We start from the raw sequence: 16372 nt of genomic DNA, 5'->3' as shown, positions 1-16372 counted from the left end.
GTGACTCCTAGTTTTTCTCTTTTTTCTGCAGCAACACGGCGCAGATGACGATGATTCCCTTGAATGCCTCCCGAAGGAATGGGGGGACTCCCAACAAGTTGAGGAGATTGTTCATAACGGCAATGATCAACACGCCAAGGACCGTGCCTCCGATGGTGCCCCGGCCTCCGGACATGCTGGTGCCTCCGACGATGACGGCGGCGATGGCATCCATTTCATATCCGCTTCCCGCGTTGGCGTAGTCCATCGCGCCGATACGTGAGACCTGCAGGATGGAAGAGACGGCGACGAGGACGCCGATCAACATGTACACCAGCCGTTTGACGCGTTGGACGTTGATACCGGACAGTTTGGCCGCCCGCTCATTGGATCCGACGGCATACACATGCCTGCCGAACGCCGTATGTTTGGCGACGAGATTTAGGATCCAGGCGAGGATCAGCCAGTAGATGATCGGCATGACCATCTGGCCTCCAATTTCCGTACTTGCGATTTTCAGAAATCCTTTGGGCACAACCGGATTGTATCCCTGCATGAACTGTTGCGTGACGGAGCGGCAGATCTTCATCGTACCCAACGTGGCGATGAACGGTGGAATTTTTCCTTTGGTGATCAACAGTCCGGTCAATTCTCCTAGTACGAAACCGACGGCAAGACCCAGGATTATGGCCAGAAAATAGGCTGGCACCCCGGTAAGTCCCCAGGAAAGAAACCATCCTTTGCCGCTGGTGTCAATGGCAACCATGACGACCGCCCCAATGGCGACCAGCGTGGAGCCAACGGCTAGTTCAATGCCGCCGGAGATGATGACGAACGTCATGCCCAGCGCGATGACGCCGATGTTGGCGTTGTTTCTTAGGATGTTGATCCAGTTCTGGCACCAAGTGGACAGCCATCGACCGAATGTGGGGAAGTCGAAACCCAACGCAAGTGTCTGGAAAAGGATCATCACTACCAGCGCGAATGCCGTGGAGAACAGCGGATGTTCCGCCCAGTTTCTCCGAAACCATGTGATGATGCCTTGTTTCTCCGCACGTGTGCTCATGATGATGCTCCTTGTTCCTCTCCGGTTGCCAGACGCATGATGGCGTGTTCAGTCATCGCTTCTCCGGTGACCTCTCCCATGATGGCTCCATGGAACATCACCACCGCACGGCTGCAAACCCTGATGATTTCCTGCGCTTCGCTGGAGAGCACGATGACGGCCACTCCATGCTCGGCAAGTTTCAGGATGATGTCATAAATTTCTTCCTTGGCTCCGACATCCACACCCTGGGTTGGGTTGTCCAAAATCAGGACGCTGGGGTTGCTGGCCAGCCATTTCGCCAGCACCACCTTCTGCTGGTTTCCCCCCGACAGACTGGTGATGGAGTCGGTAACTCTCCCCAGTTTGATGGACAGTTCTTTGACCAGTTCGGAGAAGGTGTCCAACTCCTTCTTCTGGTTGATCAAGCCATGACGAGTGAGATGTTTCAGAATCACGATGGACCCGTTTTCCAGAATATCCAGATCCTTGATGATTCCGTTTTCCTTACGGTTGCGGGGGACGTAGGCGATGCCATGTGCGATCGCATCCCATGTCGAGTGGCAATGGATTGGCTTGCCTTTCAGCGTCACCTGACCTTGATAGGGGGCTCCGAACCCGAATACCGATTGGAAGAGTTCGCTCCGTCCGTCCCCCAATAATCCGGTGACACCGAGGATTTCTCCGCGGTGCACAGCAAGGGAGATGTCCCTGAATTGTAATCCATCGGTCAGATGGTCAAGGCGAAGCGCCACTTCCTCATGCCGCTCATTCCGTTGGAGATTGATGGCACGTACGGTATGCCCGACCATGTGGTAGGCGAGTTGTGCGGTGGTCAGTTCCGGTGTTACCGGACCATTGGCCACCAGGACACCGTCCCGCAGGACGGAGTAGCGGGAACATATCTCCAGCACCTCCCTGAGCTTGTGGGAGATGAATACGATTCCCACACCCTGTTGCTGCAACGAGCGCATCAAGGCGAACACCCGTTGGATTTCCGTTTCCGTCAGACTGGTAGTCGGTTCGTCCATGATGATGATCGAGGCGTGCTCGATCATTGCCCTGCTGATCTCCACGATCTGTTTGTACGAGGCGTCAAGGTCACCGACCAGCATGCAGGGATCAAGATGCAGTCCCATCTGGTCAAAGACATCCTGCGTTTGCTTGATCATCGCTTCGGTATCAAGCAGAGAACCCCGTTTCTTCAGCTCCCTTCCCAAAAACAGGTTTTCGTAAATGGTCAGGTCATTGACCAGGTTGAGTTCCTGGTGGATGAATGCGATGCCACTGTGCAATGACTCCGCTGGGGTAGTGAACACCACCGGTTTGTCATCCAGAAGAATTTCGCCGTTGTCCCTAGGAATGACGCCTCCCAGAATGTTCATCAAGGTGGATTTTCCGGCACCGTTTTCTCCGAGCAAGGCATGGATTTCCCCTCCTTGCACCGAGAAATCGACCTGGCGCAATACCAAGTTACTGCCGAATGATTTGGAAATGGAATGCATGTCAACACGCATGAGTACCTCGAATATGGGGGCTGAAGTCCAGCCCCCATTATGATTATTCCCGCTTAATACGGGCTGTTCGCATCCAGGAATTCGGTGTAGTTCGACCGATCGACGATGGTCGTCGGGATGATCTTCACCGCTTCCGGTTTGCCACCGTCAAGAATCTCCACGGCGATATCCACGGCATCACGGACCATCGCAGGGCTATAGAGCGCACTCTCAATCCAGATGTCAGGGTTCTCCGGCATCATCTTGAAGTACTCTTGGGAACCGCCACCACCGGTGATGACCTTGATGTCCGTCCGTCCTGCCTCTCGAATCGCCTGGATGGCTCCGATGGATGTCTCATCATCCATGGAGTAGACTGCGTCGATCTTGGGATTCTTCGTCAGGATATCCGCCATGTCTTTCAGACCAGCTTCACGGGTGAACTGCGTCGCATAAGTCTGCAGTTTCATCTCAGGTGCCAGTTTCGCAATGGTTTCGGTGAATCCTTTCTTACGAAGCGCAGCGACGGAACCGGAGGTGGGGACGTCGAGAATCACAACGTTTCCTGTCTTGCCGATTTTGTCCACGATGTATTTCGCACCCTGGATGCCCATATCCTCGTTGTCACCGCTGACACGATACACGCCCTTGGCATTGATCTCGATGTCAAAGTTGACGACCACAACCCCTTTGTCAATCGCTTTCTGGATGGGAACCTCCATACCAGTCCACTGGGGGAATGCGACGATCGCCTGGGCGCCCCAAAGCAGAAGGTCATCCAACTGTGTGGTCATCTCTTCACCATTGGAACTGGTGTACAGTTTGTAGACTACTTTGTCGGAAAGTTCCTTGCTGCGTTGTTCCGCATTGTACGCGACTGCCGCCACCCAACCGTGAGTGACCGCCGGGGCGAGAATGCCGATCTTGTATTTGCCCGTCCCCGAGGACGTGGTGGATGATTCTTTGCTCCCTTGTGCGAAGAGCCCGCTTCCGAGAAGCGCCAGCACCAACAACATGGCCAGTACCTTTTTCATATCTGTTCCTCCTTCACTGTCTCCAGTGCTGTTTTCAGCGTACAATGGGGTATTTGTTTGTCAAGAAAATTTTCATTTAATCAGGGTTTATGAAAGAAATAATGGAATATTTCAGAAAATACCGGATAAAGATGAAAATATTTCTGTAATAATATGAAATCTTACATATAATACGAATATGAACGATACACGAAAAAAACCGACCTACGAAGAGATATCCCAACGTACAGGGCTGTCTCCTGCGACGATCAGCAGAGTGTTGAACCATACGGCCAATGTTTCCGACGCGACACGAGAAAAAGTGTTCGGCGCGGTGGCCTCCATGGGATTCGATGTCTCGCGAATGTCCAAGGCGAAAGAACACAAGAGCGCGTTGTTGCTTCTGAATATCCCCAGTTTCAACAATCCGTTTTACGCCCGGATCATTGACGGAGCGCAGGATTCGGCGACGCGGAACGGATATTCGCTGTTGGTCAGCGAAAATGCGCTGGATAATCCGGAACATGTGGCCGATTTTCTCTCTTTGGTGGACAAGACCAAAGCGGCTGGGGTAATCTTCACCAATACGCTTCCTCTGGAGACGTTACTGAAGATCGACCATGTCGTACCGGTGGTGCAGTGCTGTGAATGCCGGGAAGATTGTAATGTTCCGTTCGTGACCATTGATGACATGACTGCAGCACGCTCTGCGGTAGATCATCTCATTTCGTTGGGAAAGCGGAAAATCGCTTTTATCAATGGACCGCTTACCTATAAATACGCTAGGGACCGCTTGAATGGGTATCGATCGGCGTTGCTTGCCGCCTCGCTCCCGGTGGATGTGGAATGGATCATTCAATTGGGGGAGATCAACTACGACATGGCGCTATCTGCGGCATATCAGATGTTGAACAGTGGGGATCGCCCGGATGGATTTTTTACCTCCAGCGATGTATTTGCCGCTGCAGTGATCAAAGCTACAAAACGCGCTGGCCTTCGGGTTCCGGAGGATGTCGCCGTCGTTGGGTTCGACAACATCGAGATATCCTCGATGTGCACGCCGTCCATCACCACGGTAAGTCAGCCCCGGTATCAGATGGGGCTTCTTTCCTGTGACCTTCTGTGCGAGCGTATTTGTTCGGCTTCTCTTCCTCTGAAAAACATGTACCTGGAAACCGAGTTGATCGTCCGGGAGTCAACGACCCGGAGCATCAAAGGGACCGCCTTCCGCTGAGAAGCAGGGGAAATTATACGGATTTCTCCCCGGGAAACTGCACATCGCTGAATGCCAGCTGGATGATGTTCATCATGTCGTCCCGAATGCTTCGCCTGGCCAGGAAGAACGTGTCGACGCATTCCCACATGGCGAAGGATGAGGCGATGGAGAGCACCTGGGTCACCAGACTGTTGGTCGTAAGATGCAGAACACCATAGGAGATCAACAGCAGCACCGCACCGATGATGGCCAGCATACCTGCTTTGCCTGCGTTGATGTTCAGCTCGTCCGCCTTTTCCATCAGCTGTTCGTCATAGTGATGCTTGAACAGGGTGCGGATCGTCGCCTGTTCCTCCTGACTGTAGGTTCCGATGAACCGGACGACCAGACTGTAACGGAGCGGGATGAGGAACGCCCGCTCACTGATGTAGGAAAAGAGATCCCTGTCCAATTCGGCACGGGGGTTGCCATTAAGCTTCTCAAACAGCGTTTCTGGCTTGACGCTGATGACGATCCTTCCTTGGTCGTCGTATTCCTGGTACTGGAAAATCTTTTCTACGCTGCGCTCATACGCCTTGAGATTTTTGAACCAGAACTTTCTGTCTTGTCGTGTGATATCCGCCATAATGTCCTCGCAGAATGCATTATCCTAGCGAGAATTGAGGAAAAAGAACAGCATTGCGCACCTTCCTGAAGCCATTTTCCCCACAAAAACAGAGACGGAGTGACTGTTTCGGAACAAGAAGAAATATACCGGGATCGGGAAGGGAAAATGACTCCGGACAGGTTTTCCCAGTCCGGAGAAGCTGGTTACTTGCCCTGCAGATGGGCGTTCAGCTGGTTGATCGTCGCCTGGTCAAGGCCGACCGTGTCTTTCAGATAGGTGTTGGCCACCTTGGCGATGGTCTTGTCGGTGACCGGTTTGCCACCGTTCAGCTGGGTGAACATGTCGGTGATTGTCTTGCCGATCAGCTCATACTGCTCGGTTCCCGGTTGGACGCCATAGTAGTTCTCAAAGCTCACCATGTAGTCCTGGGTGATCTCTTCCAGCGTTGCTCCGTTGGCCGCTTCCAGCAAGGCGGAGACAAAGCCCGCCCGGTCCTTGCCTTCGTTGCAGTGGACCAGGTACGGACCACCGTGGTTCGCCATGAACACCAGGCCGTCATGCAGTTTGGCGATGAAATCGGGATCGGTGAACGAAACTCCCATGTCCAGGACGATTACGGCACCCTGGTTGTACAGCTGTTGGTAGTACGGGGAATCGGCGATATGTTCTTTCAGGGTTTCCGTGCTGTCCGCCAGGTTGATGATCGTCTTCACGCCCGCCTGTTGGGCTAGCTCCGCCGCGTAGGGGGCGCGCGCATCACCCAGCACAGGGTTGCAGGAACGGTACAGCGTTCCCGGGGCGATCTTTCCCACCGTTACCGTGCGGAAGTTGGAGAAAACGGCGTCACTGGCGTAGTCGTCACGGTTCTCGCTCTTTTTCAGCTGGCGGATCTGGTACTCCTTCAGATATCCTTCCTTTTCCTTCAGCGTGAAGGATACCGGAGAGGTTTCCTGTGCGCCGCTGGTTTTACTGAAGTTGCCCATGTTGATGGCAAGGCTGACGGTTCCGGGGTCTCCCGCCTTTTCCCTGATCAGGAACGAGCCGTTGTCCACATCGCTGTAGTTGGTCACCAGCGGGGCGTCAAACGAAAAGTCTCCGACGGAGACGGAGAAGAGATCGCCGACGGCGTATCCCTTGTCGGTGAAATCAGCAGGGGTTACGGAGAGGGTGGCGTTGCCATACTTGTCCAGAGAGACCACCGAACCGGACACCGGTTCCGTTTGGATTTCCTGTACCGGAGCCACCGCTTTGGTGCTTTGGCATCCGGAGAGAACCAGCATCGCCATGAAGAGCGCGACACCGATGAAGCGAAGATGTTTTTTCATAGAAGCCTCCATTGCCATCATAGCAGAAAACAATGGGAGAGACTGACATCTCTTTTGTTGTTTCTATGTCGTTTCCCGTTGGACGACAGAGACGGGCATAACGACGTTGCTGGGACATACCTTCTCCGCGCCAAGATCACAGACGATGTCCACGGCCAACGTTGCCATTTCCAGAATTGGTTGGTGGATGGATGAAAGCGACGGGCTCGTCATTGCCGCAAGAGGGATATCATCGAATCCGATCACCTTCAGTTGTTCGGGGACCGCAATTCCCCGAGCTCTGCAGACTTGCAATGTCTGGCCTGCCGCAAGGTCATTGTGGCAGAAAATGCCAACCGGCTGTGGAGAGGTGAAAAGATGCAGGAGATGGCGGCATCCCATTGCAATGAGCAGTCCCGCGCAATTTTTTCTCCTACAAGATTGTCTCATGGATCTAGGGCGGATGCCTGTTCCTGTATGTGTTTTACGGCAACGACAGGAATAGCCAGATCCGTAAGCTTCAGAGTGGAGAACTGCCTGGAGCAAAGATGGCACCGCATACACGGTTTTTGACACATTGTTGAAGCAACGGGTTTTCCTTATCCCTGTTTCCACGAGCCATGATCCCCACACAGAGAGGAAAAATCTGGAGCATGTTCCAGACGCTCAGAGATGAACGTTCTCAATTGGAAGTGTTTGACCAGGAGGCGGAGGTCTTCACCTGGGACGCACACAACGGCAGGGTGTTCGCGCTCCGCAGGAGGAAAGGGGATAATGTGCTTCTGTGCATCTCCAACTTTTCTGACAATCCGGAACCGGTGCGGTTCGCCTATTTCGTAGGGACGTATACGGATTGTTTCACCGGTAGAAAAGTGGAACCCGGTACAGGATTCGTCCTGCAGCCGCTGGAATGCCTCTGGCTGGAAAACTAAGCGTTACGTTCGCTTCTGAAACACGGCAAGGCTCTTGTTGGTGCCTGCGATGACCATTTGGTCTCCGACGTGAAGCACCGTGTCCGGACTGATCATACCGGTGGCTTTCCCCTGGTGGACCAGCGCGATGATGTTGATGCCCCATTTCTTGCGGAGATCCAGTTCCAGGACGGTTTTTTCATCAAAGGATTGTCCGACCTGGATTTCGACGATGGAAAAGTCATCACAGAGGGGGAGCCAGTCCAATGCTTCCTTCATGCAAAGCGTTTTGGCAAGTCTCCGTCCCATATCCTCTTCCGGGAAGACCACCTCGGCTCCCAGCTTCCGCAATACCCGTGCATGGTCGGCGCTGCTTGCCTTGCTGATGACGCGGGGAACCCCCAGTTCCTTGGCGTTCAGTGTGGCAAGGATGTTGCCTTCCACGTCCCGTCCTATGCAGACGATCACCGTGCCACACCCTTCCAGACCAGCCTCAATGAATGCGTCCTTGCTGATCTCGGTGATCACATACACGTGGCTTGCCTGCTGTTTGATCTTCTCCAGTTTGTCCGGCACGTTGTCCAGGATGATCACTTCCTTGCCGGCGTTCAGAAGTTCCTGGGCGAGCGTCGCCCCGAACCTGCCGTAACCGATGATGCCGAACGCGTTTGGATCCCGATACGCTTTTCCCATCTTTTTCTCCTATCCGATGATGATGGTCTCCGGTACGTAATGCACGTGCCGTGCTTCCTGTTTCTGCAGACTGCTGGCGATGGTGACGGGGCCGAGCCGGCCGATGAACATCAGGACCATCAGAATGATTTTGCCCCCTGTGGCAAGCGTTCCGGTAACCCCGGTGGAAAGCCCTACCGTGGCGAATGCGGAGACTGCCTCGAACACAAGACCAAACAGATTCGTGGCGTGCTGGCTCAGGGAAAGCAGGAAAATCCCCAGCGCCAAGGCCAGTGCGGAAAGACCCGCGACGGCTGTCGCTTTGGCGAGGCTGTCGTCTGAAATCTTTCGTTCAAATCCCACCGGTTCGGTATGGGTGACTACCCCGCGGATCCCGCAGAGCAGGGTGAAGAAGGTGGTGGTCTTGATACCGCCGCCGGTAGAACCGGGAGATGCTCCAATCCACATCAGGAACAGGACGACCAACAGGACGTTCCGGTTGAGAGTGGCGGTGTCCACGCTGTTGAAACCAGCGGTGCGGGATGTCACGGAAAGAAACCATGATTCCAGCCAGGAAAGCGATGATGTCGCGTGGATGAGCAGCATCCCGCCAACAAGCAGCACCCCTGTCGTGGAGATGACGATTTTGGAATGGAGCGAAAACCGTTTCCACCGTTTTGCCTGGAGCATGTCGGCGATGACCACGAACCCGATGCCACCGGTGATGATCAGCAAGCTGACCGTCATGTTGACCAAGAGATTGTCATGCCATTCCATCAGACTGTCGCCGAAGAGATCGAATCCTGCGTTGTTGAATGCAGAGATCGCGTGGAAGAGACCTAATCCCAGCGCCTCTCGGGGGGATCCCGCTTGGGTGCGGAACGCCCATGCCAGTATGATGGTTCCGATTGCCTCGACGATGAGCGAACTGAGCATCACCACCTTGACGAGGGTGATGATCCCCTTGCTGTTTGCTTGGTTCAGTGATTCCTGTGCGAGATCACGCTGGCGGAACGGAATGTCCCCACCGAAAAGGACATACAGGAAGATGGCGAATGTCGCGTATCCAAGCCCCCCGGTCTGGATGAGAATGGCAAGCACGATCTTTCCGAACACACTCAGGGTGTCGGCGATGACTACCGGAGAGAGACCGGTGACGCAGACGGCGCTGACGGAAAGGAACCATGCGTCGATGGCCGAAAGCCGCGCGCCGGGAGCGTGCGAGATGGGGAGGGCGAGCAATGCGCCTCCCCCCAGGATGACCGCCAGAAAGCCTATGACAAGCTTTTGCGTGGTCGAAAGCGCAATACGCATGACAAAATCATAACGGAAAATGGGAAACGGCGCAAACCGTCATTTCCCTTTGGGTTTGAACGTCAGGATGTTGTCCTGGCCTTCTTCCGGTTCATCCGGGGTGTCGTCCATCACGGAAAGAGCGGCTTCCAATCCTCCATCTGGGCTTTCCTTCAGATCCAGGCACAGGGGAATGTGGCCGGTGACGGTACCGGTTTGTCCGTTGTGTTCCGTCTTGCAGGAGACGTCCAGATACCAGATGCCTGACGGGTCGTCGGAGAGTGACGCAGGTGAAGAATTTGGAACGATATACCTTGGTTGGTTTGAGCATGTCCACCTCTTTGAAAGCATCATAGCACATCGGACGGGGGTTGACATAGTACGAAATCAGACATATATTGAAAGTATGAAATCGGACTATAACGGGCTGCATGATGGATGAACCCTCATTTCCTGGACTGGCTGCCTTCTGGCGGCTGTACCGGGAGAATGACGAGTTGTATCATGGATTGGCCGTCAGTTTGGGGCTTGCCGACAGCGACATGTGGGTGTTGCACATCCTCTCTGAAGCGGGGAGTCCCCTGACGCCGGCAACGATGTGCGCCACGTGGTCGTTTTCCAAACAGACCCTGCACTCATCGCTGGTGAAGCTCGAGAAAGCCGGGTATCTTCTCATTGAGGCGTCCTCGGAGAACAGGAAAAACAAATGGGTGAGCTTGACGGAATTCGGCAAGCAGTTCGCCCGGACCAATGTGTCCCCTGTCTTTGTGGCGCAGGAGCGCGCCTTTTCGCGCTTGTCCCCCGAAGAGAGGGAGACGTTGGTCCGCCTGTCACAAAAGCAACTTGCTTTCGTGCGGGAGGAACTGGGGAAGCATTCCCGCTCGTGACGCCCAATCCATGAAGGTTTCGTTGCCAGGCCCGCAGAGGGTCCATGGTTTCCTGTGCATTGGGGGTTTTGTTGATGCGTGTTTCATTGTCCGACCATTTTACCTATGGCCGTATCGCCCATTTTACGTTGCCGTCCGTACTGATGCTGCTTTGCTCTTCCATCTACAGCATCGTCGACGGGTTGTTTGTCGCAAACATCGTGGGAAGGAATGGGCTCTCGGCCATCAACATCATCATGCCGCTGCCGATGTTCATCGGCGCGTTCGGCTACATGCTTGGGGCCGGGGGATCGGCGGAAGTTTCAAAGAAACTGGGCGAGGGGAGGAGGAAAACGGCGGAAGCCTATTTTTCCCTGGTCGTCCTCGCCGTGGTGCTGGTCGGAGCTCTGTTGACCTTTTTGGGCGTGATGTTCATCAGGCCCATCGCCCGTATGATGGGTGCCAGCGACATTCTGATGGAAGACGCTGTCACCTATGGACGGATTCTGGTCATCGGGTCGGTTGCGTACTTGTTGCAGACGACGTTCCAGATGTTCTTCGTCACGGCGGGAAAGCCCCGTCTGGGATTCCTGTTCTCCATCGCCGCAGGCCTGACCAACGTGTTGTTCGATTTCCTGTTCATCGTGGTCTTCGGGTTGGGGATCGCCGGGGCGGCATGGGCGACGGTACTGGGCTATGCCGTGGGAGGCGTGCTTCCCTTGGTCTATTTCTTTTCCCATAACCGGAGCCTGCTCCATTTGCGTCGGCCCCAGTGGGACGCCGCCATGCTGAAGCATAGCTGTTCCAACGGGTACTCCGAGATGCTCTCTTCGTTCTCCGCTTCCTTGTTGGCGTTTCTGTACAACAACCAGATGATGCGGCTGGCAGGGGAAGCCGGGGTTGCGTCGATGACCGTCCTTGACTACATGAATTCGATCTTCGTCTCCATCTTTGTCGGCTTTTCCATGGGCATCGCGCCGGTGGTGGGGTTCCACTTCGGCGCGGGAAACAAGAAGGAGCTTTCCAGCTTGTTCAAGAAGTGCCTGGTGATGATCGGGGGAATGTCTCTGTCCATGACGGTCTTTGCTGAGGTGTTCGCCCCGACGATCGTCCGCTTGTTCCTGGGCCAGGGAAACGCCGTGTCCGCCATGACGGTACGGGGCTTCCGGATGTACGCGTTCAGCTACCTGCTCTGCGGGCTGCCCGTCTTCGGTTCGTCGTTCTTCACCGCCCTGTGTGACGGGAAGACGTCGGCCATCATCTCATCGACCCGATCCCTTATCGCCGAGCCGATCGCCATCATCCTTTTGCCGTTCCTCATTGGGCTGGATGGGGTGTGGCTGAGTGTCTACGCCGCAGAGACGGTGGCGGCGGTCGTCACCATCCACGCGTTTGTCGCCAAGCGGCGGGTGTTCCTTCTCCAGCGGGTCTTTGGCGACGAGGTGGTGGCATCCCAGACGGAACAGGCCGTCGCCGACTGATCAGTCGAACAGGCTTGGTTGGCGCTGTGGCCCGAAGGATACCTGCCTGGCATCCGTGATGTGGTCTTTCGGCCCTATTTCCCGATGAGCAGAGGAGAGGCGGGATTGTTTTGTGATCGCATTCGTGCCGCTTTGGCGAAATCGCTGGTGGCGTAGCAGTACCGGCATCCGTTGGTGCAGGTGCCGTAGGCGCCGATGTCCCGGCTTTCCACACAGTGGCAGCCCGGTCGCATGCCCCGATGGGGGTGGGGTGGGAACGTGATGCCGTTGGCTCTCCCCAGAACGGGGAGTGTCAGACAGCCGGATGGCAGAATGCCGAATCGGGAGAAATCTTCGTCAGAACCACAGATTTGCAGGGGGATGCCCGCCTTACGGGCGATCTCCCCCATTCCCTGGGCAAGGACGTTCCTTGTCGCTCTGGCTGACCGCTTCCAACGAAGGAAACGTCTGCCGGAGTTTGGGATAGATCTGGACGAAACTGAAGATGCATCGGTCCACGTGACCTTTCAATGTTTCCGCCAGCTGTGCGAAGGTTTCCAGATGCCGCTGCACGGGATAGGTCGGGGTGAGCAAAATGGGATCGTATCTCCAGGAGATGCGTCTGCTCCCCACCTGTTTCTCCAGTTCCAGCAAGGTATGGATGCTGGTCGGGATGTCCGGGACATTGGGTTCGATATCCGTTCCGTAGGCGGTGATGGTGAAGTGGAAGTAGGTGGGGAACCGTTGGAATATCTCCCCGAGGAACGGGATGATCGGGCGGTAATCCTTGGAACAGAAGACCACCCCGTCCACCACGGAAGGGTCCAGCCGATACCGGCTCACCGCGTGGTGATCGTACGGATTGCGTACCATCACGACCCCTTCGCGAAACCGCTGGATGAGCCATGGCGTGTAGCAGGCTACCAGATCCGTCCTGCCTCCGGTGTTGATGAGCATACCCTGGTGGTACCGAAAAATACCCGTGAAGTCAATTCTGTAGCTTTTCTTTTTCGTTGACAAACCGTATGATACCGTGTAGGTTTCCATTATGCGTATATAAACATAATGGATGGAGGAGGCGCTTGATGAAGCTGGTCCGTACGGAAGACGCCGTCGGGCAGGTGCTCTGCCACGACATGACGCAGATCATTGTCGGGGTGACCAAGGATGCCCGGTTTCGGAAAGGACACGTGGTCACCAACGAGGATATTCCCGTTCTGCTTTCCATGGGGAAAGAGCATCTGTATGTCTGGGAGATGGATGACACCATGCTCCATGAAGATGACGGAGCAGCCATCCTCCGGGATGCCGCAATGAACCAGTACATGGACGCGTCCCTTCCCAAAGAGGGGAAAATTGAGCTGAAAAGCAACATCACCGGGGTGCTGGAAGTGGATGTCCAGCGGCTGTTGTCCATCAACCGGATCCCCGAGGTGATGATCGCCACCCGTCCCAACCACAGCGTGGTGAAGCCGGGGGACAAGCTTGCCGGCATGCGGGTCATCCCGCTGGTCATCCCCAAGGGGACGATGCGGAAGGTGGCCGCCATCGCGGACAAAGAGCACCCGATTCTCTCCATCCATCCGTTTGCTGTCACGACGTGCGCCATCATCGTCACCGGGGAAGAGGTTCGGAAAGGGTTGATCACCGACACGTTCTCACCGGTGGTTTCGAAGAAACTGCAAAATGAGTTTGGTATCCGCACCCTCTCCGTCACCTACGGCGGGGATGACGCCAAACGGATCGGGGATTTGATCGCCCAGGCCAGGGAAGAACATGCCGGCATGATTCTCTGCACCGGCGGCATGAGCGTCGACCCGGACGACCGGACGCCCAAGGCCATCGCTGACAGCGGGGCTCGTGTGGTGCGCTACGGCTTCCCCGTTCTGCCCGGGGCGATGTGCATGCTGGGGTACTTTGACGGTGGAGTGCCCATCGTCGGACTGCCCGGGTGCGTGATGTATGCCAAACGGACCGTCTTTGACGTCCTGCTTCCCCGCCTGGTCGCCGGCATTCCCATTACGGCGGAGGATATCTCAGCCATGGGGGATGGCGGATTGTGCCTTGGCTGCGATCCGTGTGTCTACCCGATCTGCGCCTTTGGCAAAGGAGGCCTGTGATGCCGCTTTCCCATGTCGCCGATGATGGATCGGTGGTGATGGTGGATGTCTCCGAAAAACCGAAAACCGCACGGATCGCCGTGGCGGAAGGAACCATCACGATGAAACGGGAAACATTTGAAGCCATCCGGAGCCGGACGCTTGCCAAAGGGGACGCCCTGGCCACCGCCCAGATCGCCGGCATCATTGCGTCCAAACAGACCAGTTCTTTGATCCCCCTGTGCCACCCGTTGTTCCTTTCCCATGTGGCGGTTTCCTTTACGTTCCAGGAAGAGACACCAGCCATACTGTGCCGGTGCGAGACGAAAACCACCGCGGAAACCGGGGTGGAGATGGAAGCGCTCACCGGCTGTTCCGTGGCGCTCCTTACCATCTATGACATGTGCAAGGCGATGGACCGTGGCATGCGGATCGGGGAAATCCACGTGGCGTTGAAGGACGGGGGCAAAGATGGCCGATACGTTGGTTGACGGACGAGGACGGAAGATCGATTACCTCAGGGTATCGGTCACCGAGGCGTGCGATTTCCAATGCCGCTACTGTGGGGGAGGCATTGCGGCCGACCTGCTTCCGCTTCCTGTCCTTGCCCGGTTGGTCCGGCTGTTTTCTGAGATGGACATCAGCCATGTGCGGATCACCGGAGGGGAGCCGCTGCTTCGTGAAGGCGTCGTCCCGTTCGTCCGGAGTGTACGGTCGATGGATGGCATCCGGGCGGTGACGATGACGACCAACGGCTCCCATTTGGCTTCTATGGCCCGTTCGCTGAAGGAAAACGGCCTCTCTTCGCTGAATGTCAGCCTGGACGCAACCGATCCCGCGCTGTTCCGCTTTCTTTCCGGTGGTGGGGATGGGGACGTGGTGATCCAGGGAATTGACGCCGCCCTGTCCGAAGGGCTGCCCGTCAAACTGAACTGCGTTCCGTTGGCTGAGTCCTGGAAGGAACAGGCCTCCCAGGTGTATCAGTTCGCCGCCTCCCGCAACATTCCGGTACGGTTCATCGAATTGATGCCGTTCGGTCCGGCGTCCCGGCTGCATGGGGTTTCCGTCACCACGGTTGCTTCGTATCTGGAGGAAATCTGTGGTCCTTCTTCCCCCCTTTCCCCGGTGGGGTATGGACCTGCGTGGTATCGGAACTATCAAGGGGTAACGGTGGGGTTCATTGGGGCGCTAAGCCACCAGTTCTGCCAGGATTGCAACCGGGTGCGCCTGCGTGGCGACGGCAAGCTCCAGCTTTGCCTTGACCAGAAGCCGGTGATGGACTGTTCGGCGTTGTTGGATTTGCCGGACGACCGTGTGCGTGAGATGCTTCGCCACCAGGTGGAACAGAAACCGGAATGCCACCATTTTGGAGAGGGGCATGGCGGACGTGTCCCGTTGGGATGGATTGGAGGATGAGGATGAAAGCGAAGGTGATCGCCGTATGTGTCAGCGAGCGGAAGGGAACGGTCAAACAGCCGGTGGAAAAGATCCAGCTGAAAACGGAATGGGGGGTGGAAGGGGACGCCCACGCCGGCTCTCCCATCCGGCAGGTGAGCCTGCTCTCCCAGGAGCGGATCGACGCGTTCAACCAGGAACAGGGAATGCAGGTAGGATGGGGGGCGTTCGGGGAGAACATCGTCCTGCAGGGCGTTGATCCTTCCACGCTTCCCCTCGGGACGATCATTGCTTATAGGAGCGTGGTGATGATGGTCAGCCAGATCGGCAAGGAATGCCACAGTGGGTGCGCCATCCAGAAACGGACCGGAACGTGCATCATGCCGATGTACGGTACGTTCGCCCGGGTGTTGCATGACGGTACGCTGAAAGCCGGGGATGTGCTTTCCGTGTATCCGCAAATCCGTGTGGCCGTCGTCTGCCTGAGTGACCGGTGCAGCAGAGGGGAGGCGGAAGACAAGAGCTCGCCGGTGATCGTCCGGATGGTGGAGGAAGCGGGATGTGCCGTTGTCTCCCAAACACTGCTTCCCGATGGCATCCATCCGCTCTCTGATGTTCTCCGGGACATCTGTGATGGATGCCAGGCCGATGTGGTGCTGACCACCGGGGGGACGGGACTGTCCCCACGGGATCTGACGCCGGAAGCGACGCTTTCCGTCGCCGAGCGACAGGTGCCGGGCATCGCTGAGGCGATGCGGGCCGCTTCGCTCGCGAAAACGCCCCACGGAATGCTCTCCCGCGCGGTTGCGGTGATCCGGAACAAGACGCTGGTGGTGAATCTTCCCGGCAGTCCCAAGGCGGTGGAGGAGAACCTCTCCGTGGTGCTGCCGGTGTTGGAACATGCCGTTCAGACGATGAAAGGCGTGGTAGGTGATTGTAATCCCATGACAAGGAGGAATGATAAAAAGTCAGTAGGTGGTTACTGAGGCTCTGTCTGAAGGGTGTATCATTATAGA

Annotated in this window: 17 protein-coding genes and 1 pseudogene; 8 read left to right on the top strand and 10 right to left on the bottom strand. The window is 56.1% G+C overall.

The features are described from left to right. Positions 1-7: 7 nt before the first annotated feature. Genes LKE28_01830 through LKE28_01820 form a run of 3 tightly spaced genes read right to left on the bottom strand, consistent with a single transcriptional unit; the run spans position 8 to position 3554 of the window. Entirely contained in the window at positions 8-1045 is a 1038-nt protein-coding gene (locus LKE28_01830; GenBank protein ID MCH3907007.1) for an ABC transporter permease, read from the bottom strand. Then, entirely contained in the window at positions 1042-2541 is a 1500-nt protein-coding gene (locus LKE28_01825; protein MCH3907006.1) for a sugar ABC transporter ATP-binding protein, read from the bottom strand. Before LKE28_01825 ends, LKE28_01830 begins: the two co-directional genes overlap by 4 nt. Before the next feature lie 53 nt (positions 2542-2594). Beyond that, complete coding sequence (locus LKE28_01820; GenBank protein MCH3907005.1) at positions 2595-3554, bottom strand: ABC transporter substrate-binding protein; 960 nt, start codon at positions 3552-3554, stop codon at positions 2595-2597. A gap of 178 nt (positions 3555-3732) precedes the next feature. Here LKE28_01820 and LKE28_01815 point away from each other — a divergent pair, with 178 nt between their 5' ends. Further along, positions 3733-4767, top strand: a complete 1035-nt coding sequence (locus tag LKE28_01815) for a LacI family DNA-binding transcriptional regulator (protein ID MCH3907004.1) — start codon at positions 3733-3735, stop codon at positions 4765-4767. Positions 4768-4780: 13 nt separating this feature from the next. Here the strand turns inward: LKE28_01815 and LKE28_01810 are convergent, their stop codons facing one another. The 3 genes from LKE28_01810 to LKE28_01800 all read right to left on the bottom strand — a co-directional run bounded on the left by LKE28_01810 (position 4781) and on the right by LKE28_01800 (position 7215). Then, the gene (locus LKE28_01810; protein MCH3907003.1) at positions 4781-5374 is read right to left on the bottom strand and encodes a hypothetical protein; all 594 of its coding nucleotides are present in this window, start codon (positions 5372-5374) and stop codon (positions 4781-4783) included. Between the two features lie 185 nt (positions 5375-5559). Continuing rightward, positions 5560-6681, bottom strand: a complete 1122-nt coding sequence (locus LKE28_01805; GenBank protein ID MCH3907002.1) for an SAM-dependent chlorinase/fluorinase — start codon at positions 6679-6681, stop codon at positions 5560-5562. A gap of 63 nt (positions 6682-6744) precedes the next feature. Beyond that, a complete protein-coding gene (locus LKE28_01800; protein ID MCH3907001.1) occupies positions 6745-7215 on the bottom strand; it encodes a substrate-binding domain-containing protein in 471 nt (156 codons plus the stop codon). Between the two features lie 98 nt (positions 7216-7313). On the opposite strand from LKE28_01800, the gene LKE28_01795 reads away from it, so the two are divergent. Then, positions 7314-7592, top strand: coding sequence for an alpha-glucosidase C-terminal domain-containing protein (locus LKE28_01795; protein ID MCH3907000.1), 279 nt, complete (start codon positions 7314-7316; stop codon positions 7590-7592). Positions 7593-7595: 3 nt separating this feature from the next. On the opposite strand, the gene LKE28_01790 is transcribed toward LKE28_01795, so the two are convergent. The 3 genes from LKE28_01790 to LKE28_01780 are packed head-to-tail and all read right to left on the bottom strand — an operon-like array spanning position 7596 to position 9890. Further along, positions 7596-8264, bottom strand: coding sequence for a TrkA family potassium uptake protein (locus LKE28_01790; protein MCH3906999.1), 669 nt, complete (start codon positions 8262-8264; stop codon positions 7596-7598). 9 nt (positions 8265-8273) lie between these two features. Further along, positions 8274-9557 carry an ATPase gene (locus tag LKE28_01785; protein ID MCH3906998.1) on the bottom strand — a complete coding sequence of 428 codons (1284 nt, stop codon included), beginning with the start codon at positions 9555-9557 and terminating at the stop codon, positions 8274-8276. Positions 9558-9596: 39 nt separating this feature from the next. Further along, a complete protein-coding gene (locus tag LKE28_01780; protein ID MCH3906997.1) occupies positions 9597-9890 on the bottom strand; it encodes a hypothetical protein in 294 nt (97 codons plus the stop codon). Positions 9891-9967: 77 nt separating this feature from the next. On the opposite strand from LKE28_01780, the gene LKE28_01775 reads away from it, so the two are divergent. Together LKE28_01775 and LKE28_01770 are read left to right on the top strand one after the other, a co-directional pair. Beyond that, positions 9968-10423, top strand: coding sequence for a winged helix DNA-binding protein (locus LKE28_01775; GenBank protein MCH3906996.1), 456 nt, complete (start codon positions 9968-9970; stop codon positions 10421-10423). A 74-nt stretch (positions 10424-10497) separates the two neighbouring features. Beyond that, complete coding sequence (locus LKE28_01770) at positions 10498-11883, top strand: MATE family efflux transporter (GenBank protein MCH3906995.1); 1386 nt, start codon at positions 10498-10500, stop codon at positions 11881-11883. Between the two features lie 74 nt (positions 11884-11957). On the opposite strand, the pseudogene LKE28_01765 reads toward LKE28_01770, so the two are convergent. Beyond that, a pseudogene (locus LKE28_01765) lies at positions 11958-12819 on the bottom strand (DUF1848 domain-containing protein). 128 nt (positions 12820-12947) lie between these two features. Between LKE28_01765 and LKE28_01760 the strand changes: the two are divergent. From LKE28_01760 to LKE28_01745, 4 genes are read left to right on the top strand one after another with little or no spacing between them, the layout of a single operon-like run. Continuing rightward, positions 12948-13982 carry a molybdopterin-binding protein gene (locus LKE28_01760; protein ID MCH3906994.1) on the top strand — a complete coding sequence of 345 codons (1035 nt, stop codon included), beginning with the start codon at positions 12948-12950 and terminating at the stop codon, positions 13980-13982. Continuing rightward, positions 13982-14452, top strand: a complete 471-nt coding sequence (moaC, locus tag LKE28_01755) for a cyclic pyranopterin monophosphate synthase MoaC (protein MCH3906993.1) — start codon at positions 13982-13984, stop codon at positions 14450-14452. Before LKE28_01760 ends, moaC begins: the two co-directional genes overlap by 1 nt. Continuing rightward, the gene (locus tag LKE28_01750; GenBank protein MCH3906992.1) at positions 14433-15377 is read left to right on the top strand and encodes a radical SAM protein; all 945 of its coding nucleotides are present in this window, start codon (positions 14433-14435) and stop codon (positions 15375-15377) included. The genes moaC and LKE28_01750 overlap by 20 nt, the downstream gene beginning before the upstream one ends. Before the next feature lie 2 nt (positions 15378-15379). Next, a complete protein-coding gene (locus tag LKE28_01745) occupies positions 15380-16342 on the top strand; it encodes a molybdopterin-binding protein (protein MCH3906991.1) in 963 nt (320 codons plus the stop codon). The last annotated feature ends 30 nt before the right edge of the window (positions 16343-16372 follow it).

The organism is Sphaerochaeta sp. (genome assembly GCA_022482495.1).
Taxonomy (GTDB): Bacteria; Spirochaetota; Spirochaetia; order Sphaerochaetales; family Sphaerochaetaceae; genus RUG023.
This window is presented reverse-complemented; position numbering and strand designations above follow the sequence as displayed.

What these genes read in the sequence shown, in the direction of transcription:
- LKE28_01830 (MCH3907007.1), bottom strand. Translation starts at nt 1,045, where the DNA reads ATGAGCACACGTGCGGAGAAACAAGGCATCATCACATGGTTTCGGAGA.
- LKE28_01825 (MCH3907006.1), bottom strand. Translation starts at nt 2,541, where the DNA reads ATGCGTGTTGACATGCATTCCATTTCCAAATCATTCGGCAGTAACTTG.
- LKE28_01820 (MCH3907005.1), bottom strand. Translation starts at nt 3,554, where the DNA reads ATGAAAAAGGTACTGGCCATGTTGTTGGTGCTGGCGCTTCTCGGAAGC.
- LKE28_01815 (MCH3907004.1), top strand. Translation starts at nt 3,733, where the DNA reads ATGAACGATACACGAAAAAAACCGACCTACGAAGAGATATCCCAACGT.
- LKE28_01810 (MCH3907003.1), bottom strand. Translation starts at nt 5,374, where the DNA reads ATGGCGGATATCACACGACAAGACAGAAAGTTCTGGTTCAAAAATCTC.
- LKE28_01805 (MCH3907002.1), bottom strand. Translation starts at nt 6,681, where the DNA reads ATGAAAAAACATCTTCGCTTCATCGGTGTCGCGCTCTTCATGGCGATG.
- LKE28_01795 (MCH3907000.1), top strand. Translation starts at nt 7,314, where the DNA reads ATGTTCCAGACGCTCAGAGATGAACGTTCTCAATTGGAAGTGTTTGAC.
- LKE28_01790 (MCH3906999.1), bottom strand. Translation starts at nt 8,264, where the DNA reads ATGGGAAAAGCGTATCGGGATCCAAACGCGTTCGGCATCATCGGTTAC.
- LKE28_01785 (MCH3906998.1), bottom strand. Translation starts at nt 9,557, where the DNA reads ATGCGTATTGCGCTTTCGACCACGCAAAAGCTTGTCATAGGCTTTCTG.
- LKE28_01780 (MCH3906997.1), bottom strand. Translation starts at nt 9,890, where the DNA reads ATGATGCTTTCAAAGAGGTGGACATGCTCAAACCAACCAAGGTATATC.
- LKE28_01775 (MCH3906996.1), top strand. Translation starts at nt 9,968, where the DNA reads ATGATGGATGAACCCTCATTTCCTGGACTGGCTGCCTTCTGGCGGCTG.
- LKE28_01770 (MCH3906995.1), top strand. Translation starts at nt 10,498, where the DNA reads ATGCGTGTTTCATTGTCCGACCATTTTACCTATGGCCGTATCGCCCAT.
- LKE28_01760 (MCH3906994.1), top strand. Translation starts at nt 12,948, where the DNA reads ATGAAGCTGGTCCGTACGGAAGACGCCGTCGGGCAGGTGCTCTGCCAC.
- moaC (MCH3906993.1), top strand. Translation starts at nt 13,982, where the DNA reads ATGCCGCTTTCCCATGTCGCCGATGATGGATCGGTGGTGATGGTGGAT.
- LKE28_01750 (MCH3906992.1), top strand. Translation starts at nt 14,433, where the DNA reads ATGGCCGATACGTTGGTTGACGGACGAGGACGGAAGATCGATTACCTC.
- LKE28_01745 (MCH3906991.1), top strand. Translation starts at nt 15,380, where the DNA reads ATGAAAGCGAAGGTGATCGCCGTATGTGTCAGCGAGCGGAAGGGAACG.